The following is a 23,861-nucleotide window of genomic DNA, read 5'->3' on the forward strand; positions in this document are numbered from 1 at the left end:
GGGCCGCGCGCACCTGAGAACTGATGACGAGCTATTGAGAAAGGCGAGGTGATTCCAAGTGGCAATGATCGACAACGGGCCTCCGGATTTCCGACAGTACCTGCCGAACATCATCAAGGAGAACTACGGCAAGTGGGAGTACCACGAGCATGTGCGCCCCGGCGTGCTCAAGCACGTCGGCCCGGCGGGCGAGCTCTACAGCGTCCGCGCTGGCGAGCCCCGGCTCATGAGCGTCGACGCCATCCGCGACATCTGCGACGTGGCCGACGAGTTCTGCGACGGGCATCTGCGCTTCACGAGCCGCAACAACATCGAGTTCCTGACTCCTGACGAGAGCAAGGTCGAGCCCATCATCGAGCGGTGCCAGGAGCTCGGCTACCCCGTGGGCGGCACGCATCACTCCCTCAGCAACATCGTCCACACGCAGGGCTGGGTGCACTGCCATACGCCCGCGTCTGACGCCTCCGGCATCGTGAAGGCGGTCATGGACGACCTGTACGAGTACTTCGTCACCGACGAGCTGCCCAACAAGCTGCACATCGCCATGGCGTGCTGCCTGAACATGTGCGGCGCGGCTCACTGCAGCGACATCTCCATCGTCGCCATCCACCGCACCGTCCCGCGCATCGACCACGACACGGTGCGCAAGACCTCCGAGATCCCGAGCCTCGTGGCGTGCTGCCCGACGGGCGCCATCCGCCCGGATCCGAAGATCAAGAGCGTCTCGGTGGTGGACGAGCGCTGCATGTACTGCGGCAACTGCTACACCATGTCCCCCGGCATGCACATCATGGATGCCGAGAACGACGGCCTGGCCATCATGGTCGGCGGCAAGGTGTCCACGGCGCGAACCGACCCGAGCTTCTCGCGCATGGTCATCCCGTTCTTGCCGAACAACCCGCCGCGCTGGCCGGAAGTCACCGAAGCCGTGCGCCACATCGTCGAGGTGTGGGCTTCGAACGCCCGCAAGGGGGAGCGTCTCGGCGAGTGGATCGAGAGGATCGGATGGGAGCGCTTCTTCTCGATCTCGGGGATCCCGTTCTCCGACAAGCTTATCGACGACTACATCTTCTCGCGCGAGACGTTCAGAACCTCCTCTGCGTTCAAGTTCTAGCTGCTTGAAGAGGTCTGCCCTGCCGCTGCGATCGCGGCGGCAGGGCCACGCGGGACCAAAACCCATTCATCCTTAAGGAGGGGTGAACAAATGGTTGAAAACACGAAAACGAACGGCGGAGGCTTGCAGAGTCTTTACCTGAAGGAAGACTGGTGGGCCGTCTGGATCGGCTTGGGCCTGGTCATCGTCGCGCTCATCCTGTGCGCGGTGGGGCAGTCCCTCGGGACCATCACCGTGTCGTTCAAGAGCTACGACAGCTTCGCGGCCGTGCCGGGGATGGTCGCGTCGCTTCTGCCTAAGATGCTGTTCCTCTACATCACGCTGGCCGCCATCTTCTCGATCGCCGCGAAGGTCATGCGCTACAACGTCGGCAAGTTCCTCGCGGGCTTCACGCTCCTGTTCGTGATGGCCGTCATCGTCCAGATCCTCGGCGCGTGGAACACGGCCAAGACGCTGAACCTCGAGGCTCCCGTGATGGCGCTCATCGTGGGCATGATCATCGGCAACTTCGTGAAGATCCCGGACTGGTTCGAGTCTGCGATGCGCACTGAGTTCTACGTGAAGGTCGGCATTGTCCTTATGGGCGCAACGCTGCCGTTCACGCTGATCTTGGAGTCTGGCCCGGTCGCCCTGTTCCAGGCCACGGTCATCGCCGTCACCACGTTTTTGGTGATCTACTTCGCCGCCACCAAGCTGTTCGGCCTCGAGAAGCCCTTCGGCGCCACGCTCGGCGCCGGCGGCTCGATCTGCGGCGTGTCGGCGTCCATCGCCATCGGCTCGTCGGTCAACGCCAAGAAGGAGCACGTCTCCATCGCCATCTCGATGGTCGTCATCTGGGCCACCATCATGGTGTTCCTGCTTCCCGTGATCTGCCGCCTGCTCGGCCTGTCTGACGGCGCCGCCGGCGCCTGGATCGGCACCTCTGAGTTCGCCGACGCCGCGGGCATCGCCGCCGCGGCCCAGTTCGGCGACGGCGCCACGACCACCTTCACCCTCATGAAGGTCGTCGGCCGCGACATCTTCGTCGGCGTGTGGGCCTTCCTGCTCGCCATCATCTCCGTCACCGTGTGGGAGCGCAAGAAGTCCTCTGACGGCACCGTCCAGAAGCCGGGCGCGGGCGTCATCTGGGAGCGCTTCCCGAAGTTCGTCATCGGCTTCTTCGTCGCGTCGATCATCGTCACCATCGTCCTGGCGACGGCTTCCCCCGACTTCGCCGCCCTGGTCGACTCCGACGCCCTCAAGGCCATCAAGAACCTGCGCGGCTGGGCGTTCGTGTTCTGCTTCCTGTGCATCGGCCTGACCACGCGCTTTAAGGCGCTTGCCGCCACCGGCTGGAAGCCCTTCGCCGCGTTCACCATCGGCGTGGGCGTGAACGTCGTCCTCGGCTTCTTGTTCTCGACGGTGTTCCTGAACGACTACTGGACGGCCGTGGGGATGTAAGAGCCATGTCTGAGCAAAAGGTCAGGGAAACCTGCATACAAGCCGCCTGCTTCTTTCTCCCGTTCTTCGAGGCGGGGGAGTGGCGACGCGGGGAGAAGTCCCCGTGGAAGACGATCAAGAAAGCCGAAGCCACGCCTGATATGCTTCGCGACCTCGCCTCCTACACGAGCGAGCGCATCTCCCAGAGCGCCCGCGCCATGGAGGCGCTCCTCGCCATCCATGATGACTGGAAGGTCACCATGCGCAAGGACGGCGTCTTCATGGAGACGGTCACCCTGGCCTACGAGGAGATCCTGCCTCAGCTCAAGGAGGCGGGGGTCACTGAGGACGACTTCCAGCTCTACAGCGAGTACACGCGCAAGTGGGGCATGATCTAGCTCGCTGCTCATCGGTTTTCGCAGGCGCAGCCTTCCGGGTCGGGGGCTGCGCCTGCGTCTGCCTGCCAGGGGTGGGGCGCCCAGCCTCGTTGCGCGCCGCGTGCGGGCGCAGGCTGGTTTAAGGTGCAGGGCGAATCCGGCCGCGAGCGAGACGCGAACGAGACTTGAAGGAGGCGGCATGTTCACTAAGGACGAGGTGCGCGCGCTGGCGGTGCGCGAGGACTTCGACGGGCTCGTGCAGCTGTTCGACGTTGACGCAGACCGCGTGCGGCGCTTCCTGACGCGCCTCACCTACGCCCCCGGCAGCGACGAGCACGCCGCGGCGATACGCTGCTTCGAGCACCTCTGCGCGCGTCGCTCCGCTGGCGTCGAGGAGTTCTTCCGCGAGACGATGCGGCGGCATGTCTGGGCGATGAACGAGGAGGGGGCGAACGTCGCCTGGTCGGCGCCTGAGATCATCTGCGCGATCATCGCGGGCAACCCTGCGGCCTACGGCGCGTTCTTCTCGTACGCGTTCGAGGCGGCCGTCGACGAGCCCACGTTCCAGCCGAGCCTGCTTGAAGGCTGCGCGATGGTGGAGCGCGCGGCGCCCGAGCTGGTGCGGGGGCGCGAGGAGGAGATCGCCCGCCTCGCCGCCGCCGTGCGCGGGCAGGGGGAAGGACGCGGCGGCTTCACGTGAGGTCGGGCGAGCTGTCCGCGCCTCCGCCTTCAACCTGGTAGCGCGCGATGAGCGCGTCGATGAGCGCGGCCGCGCCGGCGAGGTCGCCTGCCTCCACGAGCGCGAGCGCGCGCCCGTCGGTGGCCTTCTCCCAGAAGCCCATGCGCGCCTGCTCCGCTACCGTGGCGTTGATGACGTCGCGCCTGCTCGCGAGCAGGTCGACGTAGGGCGCGTAGGCGTCGCTCAGGCGCTCTTCGATCCTCTCGCGCAGCCGCCGTGCGAGCAGGGGGCTCGCACCCTCGGTCGACACCGACACGGAGAGCCTTCCCTTGCGCATGACCGAGGGGAGGAAGAACGTGCAGAGCTCGGGGCGGTCGGCGACGTTCACCATGAGGTGGGCGCGGGCGGCCTCCTCGAACACGCGGCGGTTCACCTGCTCGTCGTCGGTCGCGGCGAACACGATGTCGGCGGCAGCGAGGTCGGCCTCCTCGAAGGCGCGCGCGCACCAGGCGCAGGCCCCGCCTTCCGCCAGCGCCCGCAGGCCGTCGGTGACCTCGGGCGCCACGACGCGCACCTGCGCGTCGCAGGCGAGGAGCCCCTCGACCTTGCGCTGGGCGACTGCCCCGCCGCCCACCACGAGCGCGCGCTTGCCTTCGAGGACGAGCATGACGGGGTAGAGGCGTGGCATGGAAAGCTCCCTTCGCTTGCGCGGGATCGCTGCGCGCTGATTGTAGCACCCACCCCTCATCAGGGGGTTTCCAAGGGGCATCGGGATATTTGATCGCGCGATGCGAACTTTGTATTTTACAGGGCGCGCGCCCTCTCAGCATACTGGGGTAAACCCGCACATCACGGCGAAGGAGGGCCGCATGAAGGTCGGCATCATCCGCTGCAGGCAGACCGAGGACGCCTGCCCGGGAACGAAGTGCTTCGAGGCGATCCGCCTGCGCACCGGCGCGTTCTCCGGCGTCGAGGAGGACGTCGAGATCGTGGGGTTCACCACCTGCGGCGGCTGCCCGGGCAAGAAGGCGGTCTTCCGCGCGCGGGACCTGGTCGCGCGCGGCGCCGACACCATCGTGTTCGCCTCGTGTATCACGAAGGGCACGCCGATCGGGTACCCCTGCCCCTTCGCGAAGAGGATGATATCGTTCACGGACGGCAACCTCGACGAGGGTGTGCGCATCCTCGAGCACAGCCACGCCTGGTGAGCGCATAACACCAGGTCAGATGGATGTAATCTAGCTATTGCCTTATTTTATGACGGGATGAATTCATAGTATTTTACACGGTTTCGACCGCATGATTAAATCAGATGTAAGGCGTGTAAAACGCACGTCAAGCAGGCTTCGCGCACAGCGAGAGGGGAGCGTAACCATGGATAAGGGTCCTGCCAATCCTCTGGTCAAAGAGAAGGTCCTCGCGTACCTGGACACGGTCGAGAAGGCGAAGAGCAAGGACATCGCCAAGGCGATCGGCGAGCCGAAGGGCGCCGTTGACCTCGCGGTCAAGGAGCTTGCCTTCGAGGACAAGGTCGAGTACCTCTACATCACCACGACGTTCATCGCCCTCAAGGGCAAGGTCGCGCCGCCCGAGTAGGCGCGCAGGCGCACAGGTCGGCATACGAGTCGGGGAGCGCGGGGCTTCGGCCCCGGGCGTGCGGGGGCAGGGGATGACGGTGTCTTTCGATCCTTTTGGGTCTTTCGGTTCGGGTCAGGAATGCGCAGCGCAGCTCGCAGACGAGCTGCTCGCGTTGCTTGACCCTGCCGCTTCAAGGGGCGTTGCGACCGCAAGCGCGGGTCGGTATGACAACCCCACGGGCTTTCGCATGCGCCAGGCGGCGGACGACGTCGCCGTCTGGCTGCTCTCAGACGATGACGCGGCAGGCGTCCCGACGTCGGTCGAGGACCTGTGCCGCGTCAAGGCGCTTCAAGACGACAAACCTTCGAGCGTGCTCAAACCGCTGTATGACTTGAAGCCCCGCGTGCTTGCGTGGCTGCGGGCGCATGAGGCCCCGGAGGCGCTCAGCGTGCGCGCCGCCGAGCGCGCGGAGCTGGCCTTCCTGCACAGCGTGGACTGCTACCTGCGTTGCCGCGAGGACCTCAACCGCCTCAGGCTCGACGAGGTGAGGCGCGAGACGAAGATGCTGCAACGCCACTTGGACAACCTCGAGCGCGAGAAAGGGATCGCATGAGGATACTGGCCCCCTTCCTTCTGGTCGTGGCGCTGGCGCTTCTCGCCTGGGCCTCAACCGCCTTCCTCCACCTGAACCTGCTGTTTGGCGTCATCATCCCGTACGCGGCGTTCGCCCTGTTCGTCGTGGGGTTCGCCATCCGCGTCATGCGGTGGGGCGCCTCGGCCGTGCCGTTCCGCATCACGACGACCTGCGGGCAGCAGAAGAGCCTGCCGTGGGTGAGGCAGGCCAAGCTCGACAACCCGTCGTCCTATGCGGGCGTGGTGGGCAGGATGCTGCTCGAGGTGCTGTTCTTCCGCTCGCTCTTCCGCAACAGCAAGGCGGAGAAGCGCGGCGAGAAGCTCGGCTACGGCTCGGCGAAGTGGCTGTGGCTCGGCGCGCTGGCGTTCCACTGGTCGATGCTCATCATCGTGGTGCGCCACTTCCGCCTGTTCCTCGACCCCGTGCCGGAGTTCATCGGCGTGATCGAGGGCGCAGACAGCGTGCTGCAGATAGGCATCCCGCTGCTCTACATCACCGACGTGGTCATCGTGGGCGCGCTCACCTTCCTGTTCTTGCGGCGCGTCGTGCTGCCGCGCATCCGCTTCGTGTCCCTGAGCATCGACTACTTCCCGCTCTTCCTGCTTCTGGGCATCGCGCTCACGGGCATCGTGCTGCGCTACGGCGTGCGCGTCGATGTGACGGGCGTCAAGGAGGTGGCCATGGGGCTCGTGTCGTTCTCCCCGGTGGCGCCCGAGGGCATCGAGCCGCTTCTGTTCGTGCACCTCTTCCTAGTGTGCGCGCTCATCGTCTACTTCCCCTGGAGCAAGCTCATGCACGCGCCCGGCGTGTTCTTCAGCCCCACGCGCAACCTGGCGAACAACAGCCGCATGGTGCGTCACGTCAACCCGTGGAACTACGACGTGAAGGTTCACACCTACGCCGAGTACGAGCAGGACTTCGGCGAGAAGATGAGGAAAGTCGGACTACCGTTGGATTCGGAGTGATCGCGCATGGCCAAGCAACCGAGCAAGGAAAGCATGCTGGACTACGAGTTGGGGTGTACTCCGCATTCATGGATGGACACGCCGACCGAGTTTCGCGAGGGCATGTACTGCCACGCCGCGAAGCCGAAGAACCTCGAGGTGGTGGGGCTTCCCAACGCGCACGAGTGGTCCTCGTCCGAGGCGGACTGGAACCTTCCCGCTAACTGGAAGGAGATCGTCCTCGAGGGCATGAGGGAGCGCATGGACAAGTACCGCTCGTTCAGGCTGTTCATGGACGTGTGCGTGCGCTGCGGGGCCTGCGCTGACAAGTGCCACTTCTACCTGGGCACGGGCGACCCGAAGAACATGCCGGTGGTGCGCGCGGAGCTCATGCGCTCGGTGTACCGGCGCTACTTCACCACCTCGGGGAAGGTCCTGGGGCCGCTCGTGGGCGCGCGCGACCTCACCGAGGACGTGCTCAAGGAGTGGTGGTACTACTTCTTCCAGTGCACGGAGTGCCGCCGCTGCTCGGCGTTCTGCCCCTACGGCATCGACCAGGCCGAGATCACCATCATGGGCCGCGAGATCCTGAACCTGCTCGGCCTCAACACCGACTGGATCGCGGGGCCGGTGGCCAACTGCTACATGAAGGGCAACCACGTGGGGCTCGAGCCGCAGACCATCCTCGGCAACGTCGAGTTCATGATGGACGACCTCGAGGACGTCACCGGCAGGCGCTTCGAGCCCACGTTCAACCGCAAGGGCGCCGAGATCCTGCTCGTGGTCCCCTCGGGCGACCTCTACGCCGAGCCGGGCACGTTCACCTTCATGGGCTACGTCATGCTGCTCGAGCACCTCGGCATCGACTACACGCTGAGCACGTACGCCTCGGAGGGCGGCAACTTCGGGTTCTTCACCTCCAACGAGATGGCCAAGCGCCTGAACGCCAAGATGTACGCGGAGGCCGAGCGCCTCGGCGTGAAGTGGATCCTCGGCGGCGAGTGCGGGCATATGTGGCGCCTCGTCAACCAGTACATGGACACGTGGAACGGCCCGGCCGACTTCCTCGAGCAGCCCGTGTCCCCCGTCACCGGCACCGTGTTCGCCAACGCGGCGTCCACGAAGATGGTGCACATCACCGAGTTCACGGCCGACCTCATCTACCACGGCAAGCTCAAGCTCGACCCCTCCCGCAACGACCACCTCGTCGTCACGTACCACGACTCGTGCAACACCGCGCGCGCCATGGGCCTGCTCGAGGAGCCGCGCTTCATCATCAAGAACGTGTGCAACAACTTCTACGAGATGCCCGAGGAGACCATCCGCGAGAAGACGCTGTGCTGCGGAAGCGGCTCGGGCCTCAACGCGGGCGAGAACATGGAGCTCAGGCTGCGCGGCGGGCTCCCGCGCGCGGAGGCGGTGCGCACGGTGCGCGACGCCTACGGCGTGAACACGCTCGCGAACATCTGCGCGCTCGACCGCGCGTCGTTCCCGGCGCTCATGGACTACTGGGTGCCCGGCACGCGCGTGACCGGCGTGCACGAGCTGGTGGCGAACGCGCTCGTGCTCGGCGACGACGACCACCGCACGCTCGACCTGAGGCTCGAGGAGCTGCCGAGCGCTCGCGCGGCTGCGGCGGACGATGCGGGCGCGGACGACGAGGAGGCGAACCATGGCTAGGCGAAAGCTCACCCTCGTCTTCATCGGCGTGTTCTGCCTCATCATGGTCGTGCCGTTCATCTTGGGCGCGGGCAAGGCGCAAAGCGCGCCGAAACTCGACCTCGACACGCCCGAGATCGCGGCGCTCGACGTGAAGGAGTGCATCGAGCCCGTCGAGTACATGCGCAGCTCGCACATGACGCTGCTCGACCAGTGGCGCAACGACGTGGTGCGCGAGGGGAAGACCGCGTACGTGAGCAGCTCCGGGCAGGTCTACGAGATGAGCCTCGACGACACGTGCCTGTCCTGCCACTCGAACCCCGACCAGTTCTGCGAGTCATGCCATGCGTACTCCAACGTCGATCTGTACTGCTGGGAGTGCCACGGCCTGACCGACGACGGCGTCGTGGGCGAGGGGTAAAGAACAATGCCGGCGAAGAGAGAGCGGGTTGGCTGTATGGAAAGACGGGACTTCATCAAGGCGGGCCTCGTGGCATGCGCTGCGGGCCTGGTGCCCTTGACGGGCTGCGCAGGCGGCGGCGAGGCCCCGGGCGCGGCTCAGGATGCAGCCCAGGGCGCGTCGGGCAAGCGCTGGGCCCTGGTCGTCGACGAGCAGAAGCTCAACCGCGCCGACGTGCTCGACCGGATCATCGAGGCATGTCACAAGGCGCACAACGTGCCGGCCATCGAGGGCGACAAGACCGCCGTCAAGTGGATCTGGCCTGAGAGCTTCGAGCACGCGTTTCCCGACATCGCGAGCACGTACGTGAGCGAGGGCGTGGAGGAGATGGCGTTCCCCATGCTCTGCAACCACTGCGAGGAGCCGCCGTGCGTGCGCGTGTGCCCCACGAAGGCCACGTTCAAGCGCCCTGACGGCATCGTGAGCATGGACTACCACCGCTGCATCGGCTGCCGCTTCTGCATGGGCGCGTGCCCCTACGGCGCGCGCAGCCTGAACTTCGACGACCCGCGGCTGCACCTCGCCGAGGTCAACCCCGCCTATCCCACGCGGGTGCGCGGCGTCGTGGAGAAGTGCATGTTCTGCTCCGAGCGCATCGACAAGGGGCTGGCGCCCCTGTGCGCCGAGATGTCCCAGGGCGCCATACTGTTCGGCGACTTGAACGACCCCGAATCCGACGTGCGGCGCGCGCTTGCGAAGAGCTTCTCGATACGCCGGCGCGTCGAGCTCGGCACGGGTCCGAGCGTCTACTACATCGTGGAAGGTGGTGAGCAGCGTGCTTGAAAAGGCCTTGCACGGCTCCAAGCTGTACTGGGGGTGGGTCGCCTTCCTTCTGGTGGTCATCGGCGTGGGCATCCTGGCCTACGCGAACCAGATCCAGAACGGGCTGGTGGTCACCGGCATGAGCCGCGACGTGAGCTGGGGTCTCTACATCGCCCAGTTCGCCTTCTTCGTGGGCGTCGCCGCCTCCGGCGTCATGGTCGCCATCCCGTACTACCTGCACAACTACAAGGAGTTCGGGAAGATCGTCATATTCGGCGAGTTTCTGGCGGTGGCCGCGGTGCTCATGGCGATGCTGTTCGTGTTGGTGGACTTGGGCCAGCCCACGCGCATCATGAACGTGATCCTGTACGCCACGCCGCATGCCATGATCTTCTGGGACATGGTGGTGCTGTCGTCCTACCTCGTGGTGAACATCCTCATCGGCTGGGCGGCGCTCGGCGCCGAGCGCAAGGGCTTCCCGCCGCCGAAGTGGGCGCACGTGCTGAGCTACGTCGCCATCCCGCTTGCGGTGAGCATCCACACGGTCACGGCGTTTCTGTTCTGCGGCCTGCCCGGGCGCGCCTACTGGATGACCGCCATCCTCGCCGCGCGCTTCCTGTCCTCGGCGTTCGCCGCGGGCCCGGCGCTTCTGATCCTGCTGTGCTTCATCATGCGCAAGTTCACCACCTTCAAGGCGAGCGACAAGGCCATCGACTCGCTCGCGAAGATCGTATGCTACGCCATGATCCTCAATGTGTTCTTCTTCCTGCTCGAGATCTTCACGAGCTTCTACAGCGGCATCCCGTCGCACACCGCCCCGCTCGAGTACCTGTTCTTCGGGCTTGACGGCGCGGGGAACCTCGTGCCGTTCATGTGGACGGCCGTCGTGCTCGCGTTCGCCGGCATCATCTTGCTCCTGGTGCCGAAGATGCGCACGAACCACCGCGCGCTCATCGCGGCGCTCATCGCGGTGTTCGTCGCCTGTTGGATCGACAAGGGCCTCGGGCTCGTGCTCGCGGGCTTCGTGCCGAACTCGTTCGAGCAGGTCATCCAGTACGTCCCGACGCTCAACGAGATCCTCGTGATCGCGGGGGTGTACGGCATCGGGATGCTCGTGCTCACGGTGCTCTACAAGGTGGCCGTGGGCGTGCGCGCGTCGCTCGAGCAGAAGCCGCGGCGCGACGACGGGGCGCATGCGCGGGCGGGCGAGGAGGAGTGCGCCCTGAGCTGATGTTTCGCCGCAGCCGCGGCTAAACATAGAAGGTACGTACCTGATACCAAGGTAAGGAGGCTGCATATGGCAGAGCTTCAAGTAGGGGATCGCGTCCTGCAACTCGACGAGGACGGCTTCCTCGAGGATCCCTCGCAGTGGGACGAGGAGGTGGCCCACAAGCTGGCGGAGACCGAGGAGGTCGAGCTGACCGACGAGCACTGGGCCGTCATCAACTACCTGCGCGAGTACTACGCGGACTTCGGCGTGGCGCCGATGGTTCGCAAGATGCTCAAGGACACGGGCAAGTCGAACGCGGAGATCTACGAGCTCTTCCCGAGCGGTCCGGGCAAGGGAGCTTGCAAGATCGCCGGCTTGATGAAGCCGACCGGCTGCGTGTAGGTTCGCAGCGACGAGGTGATGGGCGTCAAGCTTGCCCATCACCTCTTTTTTTGCGTGCAGCTCCGTTCTCAGGAGGCAGCTTATGAGTGAGACGTGCTTCAGCCTGCCGCGCGTCATGGTGTCCGCGTCCCATGGGAAGAGCGGGAAGACCGTGATCACCTTGGGCATCCTGCGCGCGCTCGAGAAGCGCGGGCAGGTGGTGCAGCCCTTCAAGAAGGGTCCGGACTTCATTGACGCCGGCTGGCACGGCGTGGCCGCCCATCGCGCGAGCCGCAACCTCGACGCGTTCTTCATGGACCCGGCCGGCCTGCGCGCCGTCATGCATGAGGCGAGCGCGGGCGCCGGCGTCGCCGTGGTCGAGGGCGCGATGGGGCTCTACGACGGGATGGACGCCGCGGGCAGCAGCTCGTCGGCGGAGGTGGCGAAGCAGACGGCGACGCCGGTCGTCGTGGTGCTCGACGCCACGCGCATGACGCGCACGGCGGCTGCGATCACGCTCGGGCTCATCTGCTTCGACGCCGAGGTGCGCATCGCGGGCGTCATCCTGAACCGCGTGCGCGGCCCCCGGCACGAGCGCGTGATGCGCGAGTCCGTGGAGGCGTGCTGCAGCGTCCCCGTGATCGGCGTGATCCCCGATGACGAGCGCCTGAGGATCGCCGACCGGCACCTCGGGCTCGTGACCTGCTTGGAGTCCGAGGCCGCCGAGGCGCTCTGCGAGGCGGCCGCCGCGCTCGTCGAGGAATGCGTGGACCTCGACGCCCTGCTTGCGATCGCGGCGAGCGCGCCGCCGCTTGAGGCGGCCCCGCATCCCGCGCATCCCGCGTGCGCAGCGCCGCGCGTGCCGCGCACCCCGCGCGGGGCCTCAGGCCCGCTCATCGCCGTCGTGCGCGACGCCGCGTTCAGCTTCTACTACCCCGAGAACCTCCGCGCGCTCGAGGACGCCGGCGCGCGCCTCACGTTCGTCGACAGCATGCGCGACGCGGGCCTGCCCGAGGGCGTGAGCGGCCTGTACGTCGGCGGCGGGTTCCCCGAGGCGTTCGCCGCGCAGATCGAGGCGAACGCCGCCTTCCGCGCAAGCGTGCGCGCGTTCGCCGCGGGAGGCGGCGCGGCGTGCGCGGAGTGCGGCGGCCTCATGTTCTTGGGGCAGCGTCTGCACGTGGGCGGGCGCGCGTACGCGATGGCGGGGGTGCTCGACTACGACGTGGTGATGGAGCAGGCGCGGCAGGGCCACGGCTACGCCGTGGCGCGCGCCACGGACGCGCACCCGTGGCTTCCCGCGGGCACCGTGCTCACCGGGCACGAGCACCACCACTCGCGCGTGGCGGCCGGCCCCGGCGCGCACCGCTTCGCGTACGAGAACGTGCGCGGGCGCGGCGTCGGGCGCGGGCGTGACGGGGTGTGCTCGGGCAACGTCGTGGCGAGCTACCTCCACGTGAACGCGCTCGCCTCGCCGGAGTGGGCACGCGGCTTCGTTTCGGCCGCAGCGGGCGCCCGGCGGGCGCAACAATAGCTCTTTTTCATCGCTTACCTGCGGAAACGTAATACCGAGCCGCCGCGCTGAAAACGTCGGCGAGCGGTTTTGAGGCGGCGGCCCGGTATCTTTCACCGAACAAAACACCCCCATGGGGCCTTTTGCGGGGGATGTGATGCGCCCTTTGCTAGAGTAGCTTATTGTTTATGCCCGAATTGACTTCTCCTCGGACACAAATAATCGGAAAAGAAAAGACTAGGATGAAAGGGGAGCCTGCATGGCAATGCTTGGATTTCTCATCGTGTTCCCGCTTGTGGCCGCGCTGCTCCTGATGGTGGCGCGCCAAGACAAGGCGCGGGATGCGATCGTGTGGGCCTCGGCCATCATCATCGGCGTGGCATCCGTGGCGCTGGTGGCCATGAACCTCGGGACCCAGACGGTGCTCTTCGAGTTCTCATCGCCGGTGGTCGACACCATCTGCACGCTTTTGAGCTGCGTCATCGTGGGCGTGATCCTCGCGTTCGCCGTGAAGTACAAGAACGTGTGGGCCGGCGTGCTCGGACTGGCGCAGCTCGCGCTCTCGCTCTACTTCGAGCTGGCGCTCGCGCACGGCATGAGCGTGCCCTACGGCCTCTACGTTGACTCGCTCTCGCTGCTCATGGCGTTCATCATCGGCGTGATCGGCAGCGGCATCTGCGTGTACGCGCTCGGCTACATGAAGGACTTCCAGGCGCACGAGCCCGAGGGCGCGCGCGACCGTCGTCCCACCTTCTTCGCGATCATGTTCGTGTTCCTCTCCGCCATGTTCGTCATCGTGTTCTCCAACAACATGGCGTGGATGTTCACGGGCTGGGAGATCACCACGCTGTGCTCGTTCCTCCTCATCGGCTTCACGAAGACCGAGGAGGCCATCAACAACGCCTTCCGCCAGATCATCATGAACCTGCTCGGCGGCATCGGCTTCGCGGTGGCGCTCATCCTCTGCGCCACGCAGGTGGGGACGCTGTCGTTCTACGAGTTCCTCGTGATCGGCGTGAGCAACCCCGCCATCGTCACGCTCGCCGTGGTGGCGCTCGCGTTCGCGGGCATCACGAAGGCCGCGCAGATGCCGTTCCAGACCTGGCTTCTGGGCGCCATGGTGGCCCCCACCCCCACGAGCGCGCTCCTGCACTCCTCCACCATGGTGAAGGCGGGCGTGTTCCTCCTGGTGAAGCTCTCGCCCATCATGCTCGTGTGCCCGGTTCCCTCGCTCATGGTCATGCTCGTGGGCGCCATCACGTTCCTCTTGTGCTCGTTCATGGCCATCTCGCAGAGCAACGCCAAGCGCGTGCTCGCGTACTCCACCATCGCGAACCTGGGCCTCATCACGGCTTGCGCGGGCGTGGGCACGCCCGAGGCGGTGTGGGCGGCTGAGTTCCTCATCCTGTTCCACGCCATCGCGAAGAGCCTGCTGTTCCTCTGCGTGGGCACGGCCGAGCACCACATCGGCTCGCGCGACATCGAGGACATGGACCTTCTGTTCGAGCGCATGCCGCGCCTCGCCCGCTACATGATGCTCGGCATCATGTGCATGTTCATCGCGCCGTTCGGCATGCTCGTGGCGAAGTGGGCCACGCTCGTGTCGTTCGTCGACATGAACCAGATCGCGCTCATCGTCATCCTGGCGTTCGGCTCGGCGGCCACCTTCATGTTCTGGGCGAAGTGGCTCGGCAAGCTCGCCGGCATCGCGGGCGAGCCCGAGAACGTCGAGCTCACCGTGCACAAGAGCGAGTGGTCGGCCGTGCTGCTCATGGCCGTGCTCCTCGTGGTGTGCTGCGCGCTCCTGCCGCTCATCTCGACGTACATGGTCGAGCCCTACATCGTGTCGATCTACGGCACGCTCGGGCAGGCCGTCTCGGCTGACAACCTGTGGATCGGCAGCATCGCCGTGGCGCTCGTGGTCATCGTGCTGTTCGCCGGCGTGGGCCGCGCGAGCAAGGCGCGCACCGTGGGCGTCTACCTCTCGGGCGTGAGCCGCGACAACGCGGGCCGCACCTTCCAGAACGCGCTCTCGGGCGAGAGCACGGCGACGGTGCGCAACTGGTACATGGAAGGCGTCTTCGGCGAGAAGCGCATCGCGCCCGTCGGCGTGGCGTTCAACACGATCATCATGGTAGCCGCATTCGTCATGGCCGCAATCGGCATGCCGATGATGCTCTAAGGCAGGGGTGTGATACACATGACCATTCTCATTACGCTTATCGGCGCCCTCCTGTTCGCCGTCCTGGCGCCGGTGGTGGGCTGTCTGCTCGCGGGCCTCGACCGCGTCATCTCGGCGCGCATGCAGGGGCGCGTGGGGCCGCCGATCCTCCAGCCGTACTACGACGTGCGCAAGCTCCTGGGCAAGGAGCGCGTGTCGGTGAACTCGGTGGAGGGCACCTACGTCGCCTGCGCGCTCGTGTTCGCCTGCTTGGCCGGCGGCATCTTCTACACGGGCGGCAACCTGCTTTTGTGCGTGTTCGTGATCACGCTCTCGAGCCTGTTCTTCATCATCGCGGCGTACTCCTCCCGCTCGCCCTACGCCGAGGTGGGCGCGGCGCGCGAGACGCTGCAGGTGATGTCGTACGAGCCCATGGTGCTGCTCATGGCCGTCGGGTTCTTCATGGCGTCGGGCTCCTTCGACGTGAGCGCCGTGTTCTCGCTCGACGCGCCCATCGTCACCACGGTGTGGCTCGTGTTCCTGGGCCTGCTGTTCATCCTCACCATCAAGCTGCGCAAGTCGCCGTTCGACCTGTCCATGTCGCATCACGCGCACCAGGAGATCGTGCGCGGCGTGACCACCGAGATGAGCGGGCCTACGCTCGCGCTCGTGGAGATCATGCACTGGTGCGAGACGGTCCTGTTCATGGGCTGGGTGGGCATGTTCTTCGTGTGGGGCAGCCCGCTGAGCGTGCTCGTCGCGGTGGTCGTGGTGCTCGCGGTGTACTTCCTCGAGATCTGGATCGACAACAATTTCGCACGCGTGAAGTGGCAGTTCATGTTGAAGTCGGCTTGGGCGGTGGCGCTCTTGGCAGGCGGCGTGAACCTGGCCGTCCTCATGTTCATCTAGGGAGTGATTGATATGGCTTACGCTTCCAAATCGCCTTGGGTCATCCACTACGACGGCTCGAGCTGCAACGGCTGCGACATCGAGGTGCTCGCGACGCTGTGCCCGGGCTTCGACGGCGAGCGCTTCGGCGTGATCAACACCGGCAACCCCAAGCATGCTGACATCTTCCTGGTGACCGGCTCGGTCAACGCGCAGAACATCGACGTGGTGCGCGAGATCTACGACCAGATGGTGGAGCCGAAGGTCGTGGTGGCCTGCGGCATCTGCGCGTGCTCGGGCGGCATCTTCCACGACTGCTACAACGTCATCGGCGGCGTTGACAAGGCCATCCCGGTCGACGTGTACGCCCCCGGCTGCGCCGTGCGCCCCGAGGCCATCATCGACGCCATCGTGCAGGGCATCGGCGTGCTCGAAGAGAAGGCGGCTGCGATGAAGTCCGCCAAGAAGGGAGCTTAGAGACATGCCCCAGTTCAAACAAGACTTCTCGCCGCTTTCCATCGAGGCGATCCACGATACCGCCGCCGCGCGCAAGGCCGAGGGCTTCCGCTACGTGCAGACGCTCGCCGTGAACACCGAGGACGGCGTCGACCTCGTGTACTCCTTCATGAAGGACGGCAGGCTCGACAACGAGGTGGCAAGCGGCGTCCCGCGCGACGCGGTGATTCCGTCGATCACCGACCTGTACCTCGAGGCGTTCGTGTTCGAGAACGAGATCCACGACCTGTTCGGCGTGCGCTTCGAGGGCATCGCGATCGACTTCGGCGGCAACTTCTACCACCTCGCCGTGAAGGAGCCCATGACCATCATCTCGCCGGAGCAGAAGGCGGCGCGCGACAAGGCGCGCAAGATCGCCGCGGCGAAGGCGGCCAAGGAGGCCAAGGCGAAGAAGGCGGCCGAGCAGGGCGGCGCCGAGGCGCCCGCGAAAGCTGAGGCCGAGAAGGCCGAGACGGCTGCCGACGCCGCCGCCAAGGAGGCGGAGCTTGAGGCCAAGCTCGCCGCCATGGACCCGGAGAAGGCCGCCAAGGTGCGCGCGGCCATGGAGGCCAAGGCCAAGAAGGCGGCTGCGGCAGAGAGGAAGGGTGAGTAGCGTGGGCAAGTCAACCATCATCCCCTTCGGCCCCCAGCACCCCGTGCTGCCCGAGCCCTTGCACCTCGACCTCGTGGTCGAGGACGAGACGGTCATCGACTGCATCCCGCAGATCGGGTTCGTGCACCGCGGGCTCGAGAAGCTCGTGGAGACGCGCGACTACAACCAGTTCATCTACGTGGCCGAGCGCATCTGCGGCATCTGCGCCATGGGGCACTCGCTCGGCTACGCCGAGACGGTGGAGACGCTCATGGGCGTCGAGGTGCCCCGCCGCGCCGAGTACCTGCGCGTGATCTGGCATGAGCTCTCGCGTATCCACTCGCACCTGCTGTGGCTCGGCCTGGCGGCCGACGCCTTCGGCTTCGAGAGCATGTTCATGCACTGCTGGCGCCTGCGCGAGCGCGTGCTCGACATCTTCGAGAAGACGACCGGCGGCCGCGTGATCCTGTCTGTGGTCAGGGTGGGCGGCGTGAACCGCGACATCGACGACGCCATGCTCCGCGAGATCGTGAGCGTGCTCGACGGCATCAAGGGCGACTACACCAAGATCATGAACACCCTGCTCACCGACACGTCCGTCAAGAACCGCACGGTGGGCGTGGGCGTCATCAGCAAGGAGGCCGCGCTCGACCTCTCGATGGTGGGCCCCTTCTCCCGCGCGTCCGACGTGCCCTACGACGTGCGCTCCTTCGGGCGCGGCGCCTACGGCGACCTGTCGGACTTCCAGCCGGTCACCGACGCGCAGGGCGACTGCTTCGCGCGCGTGAAGGTGCGCTGCCTCGAGGTCCTGCAGTCCATCGAGATCATCAAGGAGCTTGCCGCGAAGATCCCCGCCGGCGACATCTCCGTCGCCGTGAAGGGCGCCCCTGCCGAGGGCGCGCAGGCGTCCAACGTGCTCGAGCAGCCGCGCGGCGAGTGCTACTACTACGCGCGCGGAAACGGCACCAAGTACCTGGAGCGCATGCGCATGCGCACGCCCACCTCGCAGAACCTCGCCGGCATGGCCACGGCGCTCAAGGGCTGCGACTTGGCCGACGTGAACATGATCGTCCTCACCATCGACCCCTGCATCAGCTGCACGGAAAGGTAGGGAACCATGGGAAGCTTTAAACTGGGGGGCATGACGTTCGGCTCGCTGTTCAAGAAGCCCGAGACGACGCTGTACCCCGTTGAGACGAAGCCCGTGCCCGCGGGGCTCAAGGGGCACATCCACAACGACGTGGAGAAGTGCATCCTCTGCGGCATCTGCGCGAAGACGTGCCCGTGCCACACCATCACGGTTGACAAGAAGAACCGCAAGTGGGCCATCGACCCGTTCATGTGCATTCAGTGCTCCTCGTGCGTGTACGCGTGCCCGAAGGACTGCCTGCGCATGCTGCCCACCTACACGCCGGTGTCGGCCTCGCAGTTCTGCAACGTGTTCGAGGTGCCCGACCCGAAGAACCCCAAGCCGGCTGTCACGCCGAGCTCGCCGGTGAAGTGGGATTTCTCCGAGCCCGACCAGCTCGGCCAGCTCGAGAAGTAGCGGCGCGGACAGAGCGCGCGTGCGCGGGGCCTGCTGCGGCGGGTCCCGCGCTCGTTTCTGGGCGGGCGCCTCGCCGGGCGCCTCGCTCGGCGTCGCGCGCCTGTGAAGTTTAGCTATTGTTACGTGCCTTGCGTGCGGCGCCTTCGCAGGTCTGCCAGGCTGGCTGCTAGAATACGTACCAGTTGAAGCACACGCACGAGTTGAAGCGTACAAGTTGAAGCGGCCGGGCACGTGCCCGGCCTTCGTGGGAATGGGCGAACATGGACCAAGCGCAAAGCGGCAATCGGAGCGGTTCCGAGATAACCGAAGAGGAAGTGACCGACAGGGTGCTCACCCTGCCCAACGTCATCTCCTTCATACGCCTGTGCATGGTCCCGGTCTACCTCGTCCTGCTCCTCTGCGGGCATGACGTGGCCGCGACCGCGGTGTTCGCCGTCGCGGCCCTGACGGACTTCGTGGACGGGCAGATCGCGCGGCGCACGCACACGGTCTCGAAGCTCGGGCAGCTGCTCGACCCGGCGGTCGACCGCATCCTCATGGTCACGGGCGTGCTCGGCGTGTTTTTGGTGGGGCGGGTCCCGCTGTGGGTCATCGTGCTCGTCGTCGCGCGCGACGTGCTCCTGCTCGTCGGCGGCTGGTGGCTCATCTCGCGCTACCAGATCCGCGTGCCCGTCATCTACCCCGGCAAGTTCGCCACCACGTTCCTGTTCGTGGGCTTCGCGGGCCTGCTTCTGAACTGGCCGCTCGTGCCGGGCCTCGGCGTGTGCGACCTGCCCTGGCTGCCGGGCTTCACCGACGCGGCCGTCTCGTGGGGCATCTGGTTCGTGTACGCGGGCCTCGTGCTCGCCATCGGCACCACGGTGTACTACTGCGTCACGGCGCTCAAGATGCTGCGCGCCGCGCGCGCCCAAGCAGGGGAGTAGCCGGTGGGCGAGGGTCGGAACAACGAGCCGCGCCGCCGCGAGGGCACGCCGCGGCGTCGCGAAGAGGCGCCCCGCGCCGCATACGGCATGCGGGGCGCGAGCGGCATGAAGGGCGCGCAGGGCGCGAGCGGTGCGAGTAGCACGAAGAGCGCAAGTAGCATGAAGCACGCGCGGCAGCGGCCTGAGGCAGGCGCGTCCGGCGGGCGAGCGCGCCGCGAGCGCGCGCCTCAGCCCCGCCCCGCCGCAGGAGAACGCAAGGAGCGCCCTGCTGCTCATGGCCCGCAGGGGGGGTCGGCGCAGCCGGCCGCGCGCAAGGGGCGGCCTGCTGCCGCGCGCCCGCGTCCTGAAGGCGCGCACGGCCATGGCGCGCAGCCTGCGCGCAAGCCTCGACCTGCGCGCAAGGCGCAGCCGACACGCGGCGCCCAGGACTCGCGCAGCCAAGGGCGCGCCCGGAAGGACCGCCCGCGCCGCAGCGCGCCTGCTACGGGCCTTCCCGTGCAGCCCATCGCATCCTCCAAGGCGGCTGATGCGCAGAGCCTTCCCGAGCGGGTGCTCGGGCTTCTGGCGGCGGTGCTCCTCGGCCTCATCAAGGCTGTCGGGCGGGGGCTCTCCCTGCTGTTCTCGCTCGTGAGGCGCGTGGCGGCAAGAAGCCGCGTCGCGGCGGTGGTGCTCGTGGCGGCGTGCGTGCTTCTGGTGGGCGGCCTCGTGGACGCGGGGCTGACCGGAGGCAAGGTGCACCGCGGCGTCACCATCGGCACCGTTGACGTGTCGGGCATGACGGAGGCAGAGGCCGCCTCTGCGGTGTCAGACGCCTATGACGACCGCTTGGCCGCCAACCAGGTCATCATCTTCGCGAACGACGAGGTGGCGAACTCGGTTGACATCGAGCAGCAGATCGTGCAGGACCAGGCGCGTGCCGAGCAGATATCGTTCGAGGAGGCCCAGAAGAGCAAGTCGCTGTGGCTCCAGTCGGCTCGCTCGCTTGGCGCGACGCTGCCCGTTGACGAGTTCGTGGGCGAGGCCATGGCAGTCGGTCGCGAGGGCCTCGGTCCCATCGACCGCCTTCGCGCACTCTGGGGAGGCTGGCATGTTGACGTGCGCGTTCAGATGGGCGCAGACGAGCTTGAGAACCTCGCGTGCGACATCGACTCGGCCATCGGCGATCCGCGTCAGGATTACGACATCGCCTTCGAAGAGGGCGTGGCCAGCGTGGTCGAGGGGCATGACGGCTACATGGTCAACCGCCAGGTGCTCGAAGGGGAGTTGAGCGAGGCTCTCCTGAGCGAGGAGGACGGCGCGCATTCGTTCGTGGCGCGCACGGAGTATGCGCCGCTGCGCATTGACGGGGCGGCCGCGCAGGCGACCTGCGATGCGGTGAACACCCTCATCGCCGATGGCACGGCCTTTCGCACGGCTGACAAGAGCTTCTCGATTGAGCGCACGGAGCTTTCCCGCTGGATCGGCACGCGCGTGGAGGGACAGGAGGGGGCCTACCAGCTTGCACCCTTCGTCGACCACGCCCTCGCCACGCCGACGCTCGTGAAGCTTCTCAACGAGAACGCGTCGGACGCGGGCGTCTCCCTCGACTTCGACGTTGAGGGAGACGCGGTCTCCGTCACGCCGCGTGGCAAGGTGACCGTCCCCATGCTCGACGACGCCCTCTCCGCGCTCGACGCCAACCTCTTCGGCTCTTTCCGCGAGGACGGGACCGTCCAAGTGGCGAGCAGCGAGGAGATTCCCATCGAGACGACGAGCGTCTCGGGCACTATGGCCTTCGACGAGGCGCTCAGCTGCGGCTTGGTCGCCGAGATCTCATCGTACACCACGCTCTACACCAACACCGAGTCCACGCAGAACCGCAATCACAACATCCACCTCGTGTCTGATCTGATCAACAACTCAGTGGCTCAGTCGGATGAGGGCACGTGGTCGTTCAACGGCACGGCGGGCAACTGCAACGAGGAGGCGGGCTTTCTGCCGGCGGGCGCCATCTCGGGCGGCGAGTACATCGACGAGGCGGGCGGTGGCATCTGCCAGGTGGCCACCACCGTGTTCAACGCGGTGTACGAGGGCGGCTTCCCCGTTGACAGGCGCAGGAACCACACGCTCTACATGTCGAGCTACCCGGCGGGGCGCGACGCGGCCGTGTCATACCCTGACCTGGACTTCGTCTGGCGAAACGATACCGATTCCGATGTTTTGCTGCGCACCAGCTACACTGACTCGAGCGTAACCGTTACACTGTACGGAGTTGACCATGGCTACAAGGTCTCAACGGAGACCGGCGAGTGGGTTGAGGGCGCCAAGCACAAAACGCGTGAGAAGGTCGATGACACGCTCGCGCCCGGCACGCGGTACGTCAAGACCGTGGGGACCGACGGCCTTGAGATCACGGTCAAGCGCACGGTGAAGACCAGGGACGGCGAGCTGGTACGGCAGGACGCGTTCCACTCGGTGTATGCGCCCATCGACGAGGTCATCGTGAAGGGCCCCGATGCGCCGAGTAACTAGGAAGCGAGCGGAAACGGAAGCAATGCAGCTCAACACCAATCTGACATACGCGGCTTTCGCGGACGCGCATCCAGTCAGGCGCCGCCGGCGTGATCGGGCGCGCCGCCTGGCGTGCGCGGGCCTGCTGTGCGCGAGCATGGCGATGGGCCCTTGCGCGCTTGCGCTCGCGGACGCGGACGCTGCCTGGGCTGACGTGCGCCGCACTGACGTGATCGCGGGCACCGCCATGGAGCAGCGCGGCATCGCGGCGGCGGCCTGCCCCTCGATCGACGCCGAGCGGGCCATCGTGGTGGACGCCGACGGCAAGGTGTACTTCGAGCGCAACGCGAGCGACCCCGCGCAGATCGCCTCCATCACCAAGGTCATGACCGCGGTGGTGGCGCTCGACGCCGCGCCGCTTGACACGCCGGTCACGGTGAGCGCCTTGGCTGCCGAGGTGGGCGAGTCGAGCGCTCATTTGCAGGAGGGCGACGTCATGCCGCTCGGGGAGGCGCTCAAGGCCCTCATGATCCCCTCGGGCAACGACGCTGCCATCGCCATCGCCGAGAGCGTGGGCAAGGCCGTGCTCGGCGGCAGCACTGACGAGAAGGCGCTCGCAGCGTTCGTCGAGGCCATGAACGCCAAGGCCGCCGAGCTCGGCTGCACCGACTCGGTGTTCACCAACCCGCACGGGCTCGACGACGGCGAATGGGAGGGCAAGCTCCACAGCACCGCGGCTGACGTGGCCAAGATCGCCGCCTATGCCATGGGCAACGAGACGTTCCGCAGCATCGTGGGCACGGAGGCGGCTGCCATCGAGGTGGAGCGCGACGGCGAGAAGGCGAGCATCGAGCTTGAGAGCACCGACGAGCTGCTCGGCGTCTACGAGGGCGCCTGCGGCATCAAGACCGGCTTCACGAACCAGGCGGGCGCGTGCTTCGCGGGCGCGGCGACGCGCGATGGCGTGGAGCTCTACGCCATCGTGCTGAAATCGAGCTCCGAGGCGCAGCGCTTCGTCGACACCACCACGCTGTTCGACTGGGTGTACGACAACCGCGTGACGTATGCGCTCGCGCACGCCGCCGAGAGCGTGTCGGTGACGCTTGGCGGCGCGCAGGTTGACGCGCCCGTGGTCGCCGAGGTGGCGCATGCCGACTGGCCCGACCGCACGGTGAAGGCGACGTTCGCCGACCCCGCGGCGTCGGTCGAGGTGTTCGCGCTCGACGGCAACGTGAGCGAGTCCTTCGAGTTCGACGAGCCGAAAGGCGACGTGAAGGTGGGAGACGTGCTCGGGCGTGCCACCTTCCACCAGGGCAACGAGGTGGTCGCGCAGGTCGACCTCGTGGCATGCGAGGACGTCGCGGCCCCCGGCGTGTTCGAGGGCATCGGCATCTGGTGGGATCGCTTCATCAAGGGATTCACGGGCGAGCCGACCATGGCTGACTCGGTCGTCCTCAACGACGTATCGCTCATCTACGACAAGCAGGCGCTTGTCGTGTAGGCTGGCCGCAGGCGAGCCTGGGCAGACGGGAAGGTGAACATGACAGAGAGATGTCCGGTGTGCCAGTCGCCGGTGAACCCCGGTGACGCGAGCTGCGCGCAGTGCGGCTTCAAGCTGCTCGGCGCGACGCAGAAGTTCAAGCCGCTCGTGCTCGACGAGCAGGAGCGCGCCTCGGCGAAGCGGGACGCCTGCGAGTGCGTGCTGCGCGTGGTGCGCGGCCCGCAGGTGGGCGTGACGTATCGGCTGAGCCCCGAGGAGCGCGAGCTTACCATCGGGCGCAGCCCGCAGTGCTCGATCTTCTTGAACGACATGACGGTGTCGCGCATGCACGCCACGCTTCGGCGCGAGGGCGACTGCTACGTCATCGCCGACGAGAACTCGTTCAACGGCGTGTGGGTGAACAACCAGAGCGTCGAGGCGAAGGCGCTCCGCTCGGGCGACTTCGTCCAGATCGGGACGTTCTGCCTGCTGTACGAGGAGAGCGCGCTCTAGCCTGGCGCCTCGGGCGCCTGCGGGCAGGGGGCATGGGCAGAGCATG

Annotated in this window: 25 protein-coding genes; 24 read left to right on the top strand and 1 reads right to left on the bottom strand. The window is 66.6% G+C overall.

Annotation, left to right across the window (positions count from 1 at the left end; genetic code table 11):
• Window positions 1-64: 64 nt before the first annotated feature.
• The 4 genes from dsrB (at window position 65) to G7Y49_RS05035 (ending at window position 3,610) form a co-directional block, all read left to right on the top strand.
• On the top strand, window positions 65-1,114 hold the full coding sequence (gene dsrB, locus G7Y49_RS05020) for a dissimilatory-type sulfite reductase subunit beta (protein WP_216662633.1): 1,050 nt from the start codon (window positions 65-67) through the stop codon (window positions 1,112-1,114).
• 90 nt (window positions 1,115-1,204) lie between these two features.
• Complete coding sequence (locus G7Y49_RS05025; protein ID WP_165171706.1) at window positions 1,205-2,554, top strand: YeiH family protein; 1,350 nt, start codon at window positions 1,205-1,207, stop codon at window positions 2,552-2,554.
• 5 nt (window positions 2,555-2,559) lie between these two features.
• Window positions 2,560-2,931, top strand: coding sequence for a hypothetical protein (locus tag G7Y49_RS05030; protein WP_165171708.1), 372 nt, complete (start codon window positions 2,560-2,562; stop codon window positions 2,929-2,931).
• Between the two features lie 178 nt (window positions 2,932-3,109).
• Window positions 3,110-3,610, top strand: coding sequence for a DVU0298 family protein (locus G7Y49_RS05035; RefSeq protein WP_165171710.1), 501 nt, complete (start codon window positions 3,110-3,112; stop codon window positions 3,608-3,610).
• Here G7Y49_RS05035 and G7Y49_RS05040 read toward each other — a convergent pair.
• Window positions 3,603-4,277 (bottom strand): bifunctional precorrin-2 dehydrogenase/sirohydrochlorin ferrochelatase, encoded by a 675-nt coding sequence (locus G7Y49_RS05040; RefSeq protein WP_165171712.1) that lies wholly within the window; start codon window positions 4,275-4,277, stop codon window positions 3,603-3,605. The two genes, G7Y49_RS05035 and G7Y49_RS05040, sit on opposite strands and share 8 nt — an antisense overlap.
• A gap of 181 nt (window positions 4,278-4,458) precedes the next feature.
• Here G7Y49_RS05040 and G7Y49_RS05045 point away from each other — a divergent pair, with 181 nt between their 5' ends.
• The 20 genes from G7Y49_RS05045 to G7Y49_RS05140 all read left to right on the top strand — a co-directional run bounded on the left by G7Y49_RS05045 (window position 4,459) and on the right by G7Y49_RS05140 (window position 23,815).
• Window positions 4,459-4,797 (top strand): CGGC domain-containing protein, encoded by a 339-nt coding sequence (locus tag G7Y49_RS05045; RefSeq protein WP_165171714.1) that lies wholly within the window; start codon window positions 4,459-4,461, stop codon window positions 4,795-4,797.
• Window positions 4,798-4,963: 166 nt separating this feature from the next.
• On the top strand, window positions 4,964-5,185 hold the full coding sequence (locus G7Y49_RS05050) for a hypothetical protein (protein ID WP_165056485.1): 222 nt from the start codon (window positions 4,964-4,966) through the stop codon (window positions 5,183-5,185).
• Window positions 5,186-5,414: 229 nt separating this feature from the next.
• Window positions 5,415-5,780 (top strand): hypothetical protein, encoded by a 366-nt coding sequence (locus G7Y49_RS05055; RefSeq protein WP_165171716.1) that lies wholly within the window; start codon window positions 5,415-5,417, stop codon window positions 5,778-5,780.
• Window positions 5,777-6,766: a sulfate reduction electron transfer complex DsrMKJOP subunit DsrM gene (gene dsrM / locus G7Y49_RS05060; RefSeq protein ID WP_165171718.1), complete on the top strand. Its 990-nt coding sequence runs from the start codon at window positions 5,777-5,779 to the stop codon at window positions 6,764-6,766. Before G7Y49_RS05055 ends, dsrM begins: the two co-directional genes overlap by 4 nt.
• Window positions 6,767-6,799: 33 nt before the next feature.
• Window positions 6,800-8,425, top strand: coding sequence for a sulfate reduction electron transfer complex DsrMKJOP subunit DsrK (gene dsrK, locus G7Y49_RS05065; RefSeq protein ID WP_304518552.1), 1,626 nt, complete (start codon window positions 6,800-6,802; stop codon window positions 8,423-8,425).
• The gene (gene dsrJ / locus G7Y49_RS05070) at window positions 8,418-8,825 is read left to right on the top strand and encodes a sulfate reduction electron transfer complex DsrMKJOP subunit DsrJ (protein ID WP_165171722.1); all 408 of its coding nucleotides are present in this window, start codon (window positions 8,418-8,420) and stop codon (window positions 8,823-8,825) included. Before dsrK ends, dsrJ begins: the two co-directional genes overlap by 8 nt.
• A gap of 36 nt (window positions 8,826-8,861) precedes the next feature.
• Window positions 8,862-9,647, top strand: coding sequence for a sulfate reduction electron transfer complex DsrMKJOP subunit DsrO (gene dsrO, locus G7Y49_RS05075; protein WP_165171724.1), 786 nt, complete (start codon window positions 8,862-8,864; stop codon window positions 9,645-9,647).
• Window positions 9,640-10,857: a sulfate reduction electron transfer complex DsrMKJOP subunit DsrP gene (gene dsrP / locus G7Y49_RS05080; RefSeq protein ID WP_165171726.1), complete on the top strand. Its 1,218-nt coding sequence runs from the start codon at window positions 9,640-9,642 to the stop codon at window positions 10,855-10,857. Before dsrO ends, dsrP begins: the two co-directional genes overlap by 8 nt.
• Window positions 10,858-10,923: 66 nt before the next feature.
• Complete coding sequence (locus G7Y49_RS05085) at window positions 10,924-11,238, top strand: TusE/DsrC/DsvC family sulfur relay protein (protein ID WP_165171728.1); 315 nt, start codon at window positions 10,924-10,926, stop codon at window positions 11,236-11,238.
• A gap of 82 nt (window positions 11,239-11,320) precedes the next feature.
• Window positions 11,321-12,748, top strand: a complete 1,428-nt coding sequence (locus G7Y49_RS05090; RefSeq protein ID WP_165171730.1) for a cobyrinate a,c-diamide synthase — start codon at window positions 11,321-11,323, stop codon at window positions 12,746-12,748.
• Between the two features lie 238 nt (window positions 12,749-12,986).
• On the top strand, window positions 12,987-14,909 hold the full coding sequence (locus G7Y49_RS05095) for an NADH-quinone oxidoreductase subunit L (protein WP_165171732.1): 1,923 nt from the start codon (window positions 12,987-12,989) through the stop codon (window positions 14,907-14,909).
• Window positions 14,910-14,927: 18 nt separating this feature from the next.
• The gene (locus G7Y49_RS05100) at window positions 14,928-15,797 is read left to right on the top strand and encodes a respiratory chain complex I subunit 1 family protein (protein ID WP_165171734.1); all 870 of its coding nucleotides are present in this window, start codon (window positions 14,928-14,930) and stop codon (window positions 15,795-15,797) included.
• A gap of 12 nt (window positions 15,798-15,809) precedes the next feature.
• Window positions 15,810-16,253, top strand: a complete 444-nt coding sequence (locus G7Y49_RS05105) for an NADH-quinone oxidoreductase subunit B family protein (protein WP_165056476.1) — start codon at window positions 15,810-15,812, stop codon at window positions 16,251-16,253.
• A gap of 4 nt (window positions 16,254-16,257) precedes the next feature.
• Window positions 16,258-16,884, top strand: a complete 627-nt coding sequence (locus G7Y49_RS05110; protein ID WP_165171736.1) for an NADH-quinone oxidoreductase subunit C — start codon at window positions 16,258-16,260, stop codon at window positions 16,882-16,884.
• A gap of 1 nt (window position 16,885) precedes the next feature.
• A complete protein-coding gene (locus G7Y49_RS05115; RefSeq protein WP_165171738.1) occupies window positions 16,886-17,974 on the top strand; it encodes a nickel-dependent hydrogenase large subunit in 1,089 nt (362 codons plus the stop codon).
• Between the two features lie 6 nt (window positions 17,975-17,980).
• Entirely contained in the window at window positions 17,981-18,409 is a 429-nt protein-coding gene (locus G7Y49_RS05120) for a 4Fe-4S binding protein (protein WP_165171740.1), read from the top strand.
• Window positions 18,410-18,669: 260 nt separating this feature from the next.
• On the top strand, window positions 18,670-19,332 hold the full coding sequence (locus tag G7Y49_RS05125) for a CDP-alcohol phosphatidyltransferase family protein (RefSeq protein WP_165171742.1): 663 nt from the start codon (window positions 18,670-18,672) through the stop codon (window positions 19,330-19,332).
• Window positions 19,333-19,827: 495 nt separating this feature from the next.
• Entirely contained in the window at window positions 19,828-21,843 is a 2,016-nt protein-coding gene (locus G7Y49_RS05130; protein ID WP_165171744.1) for a VanW family protein, read from the top strand.
• Between the two features lie 22 nt (window positions 21,844-21,865).
• Window positions 21,866-23,323: a D-alanyl-D-alanine carboxypeptidase family protein gene (locus G7Y49_RS05135; protein ID WP_165171746.1), complete on the top strand. Its 1,458-nt coding sequence runs from the start codon at window positions 21,866-21,868 to the stop codon at window positions 23,321-23,323.
• A 39-nt stretch (window positions 23,324-23,362) separates the two neighbouring features.
• On the top strand, window positions 23,363-23,815 hold the full coding sequence (locus G7Y49_RS05140) for an FHA domain-containing protein (RefSeq protein ID WP_165171748.1): 453 nt from the start codon (window positions 23,363-23,365) through the stop codon (window positions 23,813-23,815).
• The last annotated feature ends 46 nt before the right edge of the window (window positions 23,816-23,861 follow it).

It is taken from the genome of Adlercreutzia sp. ZJ242 (genome assembly GCF_011038995.1).
Lineage (GTDB): Bacteria > Actinomycetota > Coriobacteriia > Coriobacteriales > Eggerthellaceae > CAAEEV01.

Coding starts and splice junctions, on each gene's coding strand:
- dsrB (WP_216662633.1), top strand. CDS start 65: ATGATCGACAACGGGCCTCCGGATTTCCGACAGTACCTGCCGAACATC.
- G7Y49_RS05025 (WP_165171706.1), top strand. CDS start 1,205: ATGGTTGAAAACACGAAAACGAACGGCGGAGGCTTGCAGAGTCTTTAC.
- G7Y49_RS05030 (WP_165171708.1), top strand. CDS start 2,560: ATGTCTGAGCAAAAGGTCAGGGAAACCTGCATACAAGCCGCCTGCTTC.
- G7Y49_RS05035 (WP_165171710.1), top strand. CDS start 3,110: ATGTTCACTAAGGACGAGGTGCGCGCGCTGGCGGTGCGCGAGGACTTC.
- G7Y49_RS05040 (WP_165171712.1), bottom strand. CDS start 4,277: ATGCCACGCCTCTACCCCGTCATGCTCGTCCTCGAAGGCAAGCGCGCG.
- G7Y49_RS05045 (WP_165171714.1), top strand. CDS start 4,459: ATGAAGGTCGGCATCATCCGCTGCAGGCAGACCGAGGACGCCTGCCCG.
- G7Y49_RS05050 (WP_165056485.1), top strand. CDS start 4,964: ATGGATAAGGGTCCTGCCAATCCTCTGGTCAAAGAGAAGGTCCTCGCG.
- G7Y49_RS05055 (WP_165171716.1), top strand. CDS start 5,415: ATGCGCCAGGCGGCGGACGACGTCGCCGTCTGGCTGCTCTCAGACGAT.
- dsrM (WP_165171718.1), top strand. CDS start 5,777: ATGAGGATACTGGCCCCCTTCCTTCTGGTCGTGGCGCTGGCGCTTCTC.
- dsrK (WP_304518552.1), top strand. CDS start 6,800: ATGCTGGACTACGAGTTGGGGTGTACTCCGCATTCATGGATGGACACG.
- dsrJ (WP_165171722.1), top strand. CDS start 8,418: ATGGCTAGGCGAAAGCTCACCCTCGTCTTCATCGGCGTGTTCTGCCTC.
- dsrO (WP_165171724.1), top strand. CDS start 8,862: ATGGAAAGACGGGACTTCATCAAGGCGGGCCTCGTGGCATGCGCTGCG.
- G7Y49_RS05085 (WP_165171728.1), top strand. CDS start 10,924: ATGGCAGAGCTTCAAGTAGGGGATCGCGTCCTGCAACTCGACGAGGAC.
- G7Y49_RS05090 (WP_165171730.1), top strand. CDS start 11,321: ATGAGTGAGACGTGCTTCAGCCTGCCGCGCGTCATGGTGTCCGCGTCC.
- G7Y49_RS05095 (WP_165171732.1), top strand. CDS start 12,987: ATGGCAATGCTTGGATTTCTCATCGTGTTCCCGCTTGTGGCCGCGCTG.
- G7Y49_RS05100 (WP_165171734.1), top strand. CDS start 14,928: ATGACCATTCTCATTACGCTTATCGGCGCCCTCCTGTTCGCCGTCCTG.
- G7Y49_RS05105 (WP_165056476.1), top strand. CDS start 15,810: ATGGCTTACGCTTCCAAATCGCCTTGGGTCATCCACTACGACGGCTCG.
- G7Y49_RS05110 (WP_165171736.1), top strand. CDS start 16,258: ATGCCCCAGTTCAAACAAGACTTCTCGCCGCTTTCCATCGAGGCGATC.
- G7Y49_RS05120 (WP_165171740.1), top strand. CDS start 17,981: ATGGGAAGCTTTAAACTGGGGGGCATGACGTTCGGCTCGCTGTTCAAG.
- G7Y49_RS05125 (WP_165171742.1), top strand. CDS start 18,670: ATGGACCAAGCGCAAAGCGGCAATCGGAGCGGTTCCGAGATAACCGAA.
- G7Y49_RS05135 (WP_165171746.1), top strand. CDS start 21,866: ATGCAGCTCAACACCAATCTGACATACGCGGCTTTCGCGGACGCGCAT.
- G7Y49_RS05140 (WP_165171748.1), top strand. CDS start 23,363: ATGACAGAGAGATGTCCGGTGTGCCAGTCGCCGGTGAACCCCGGTGAC.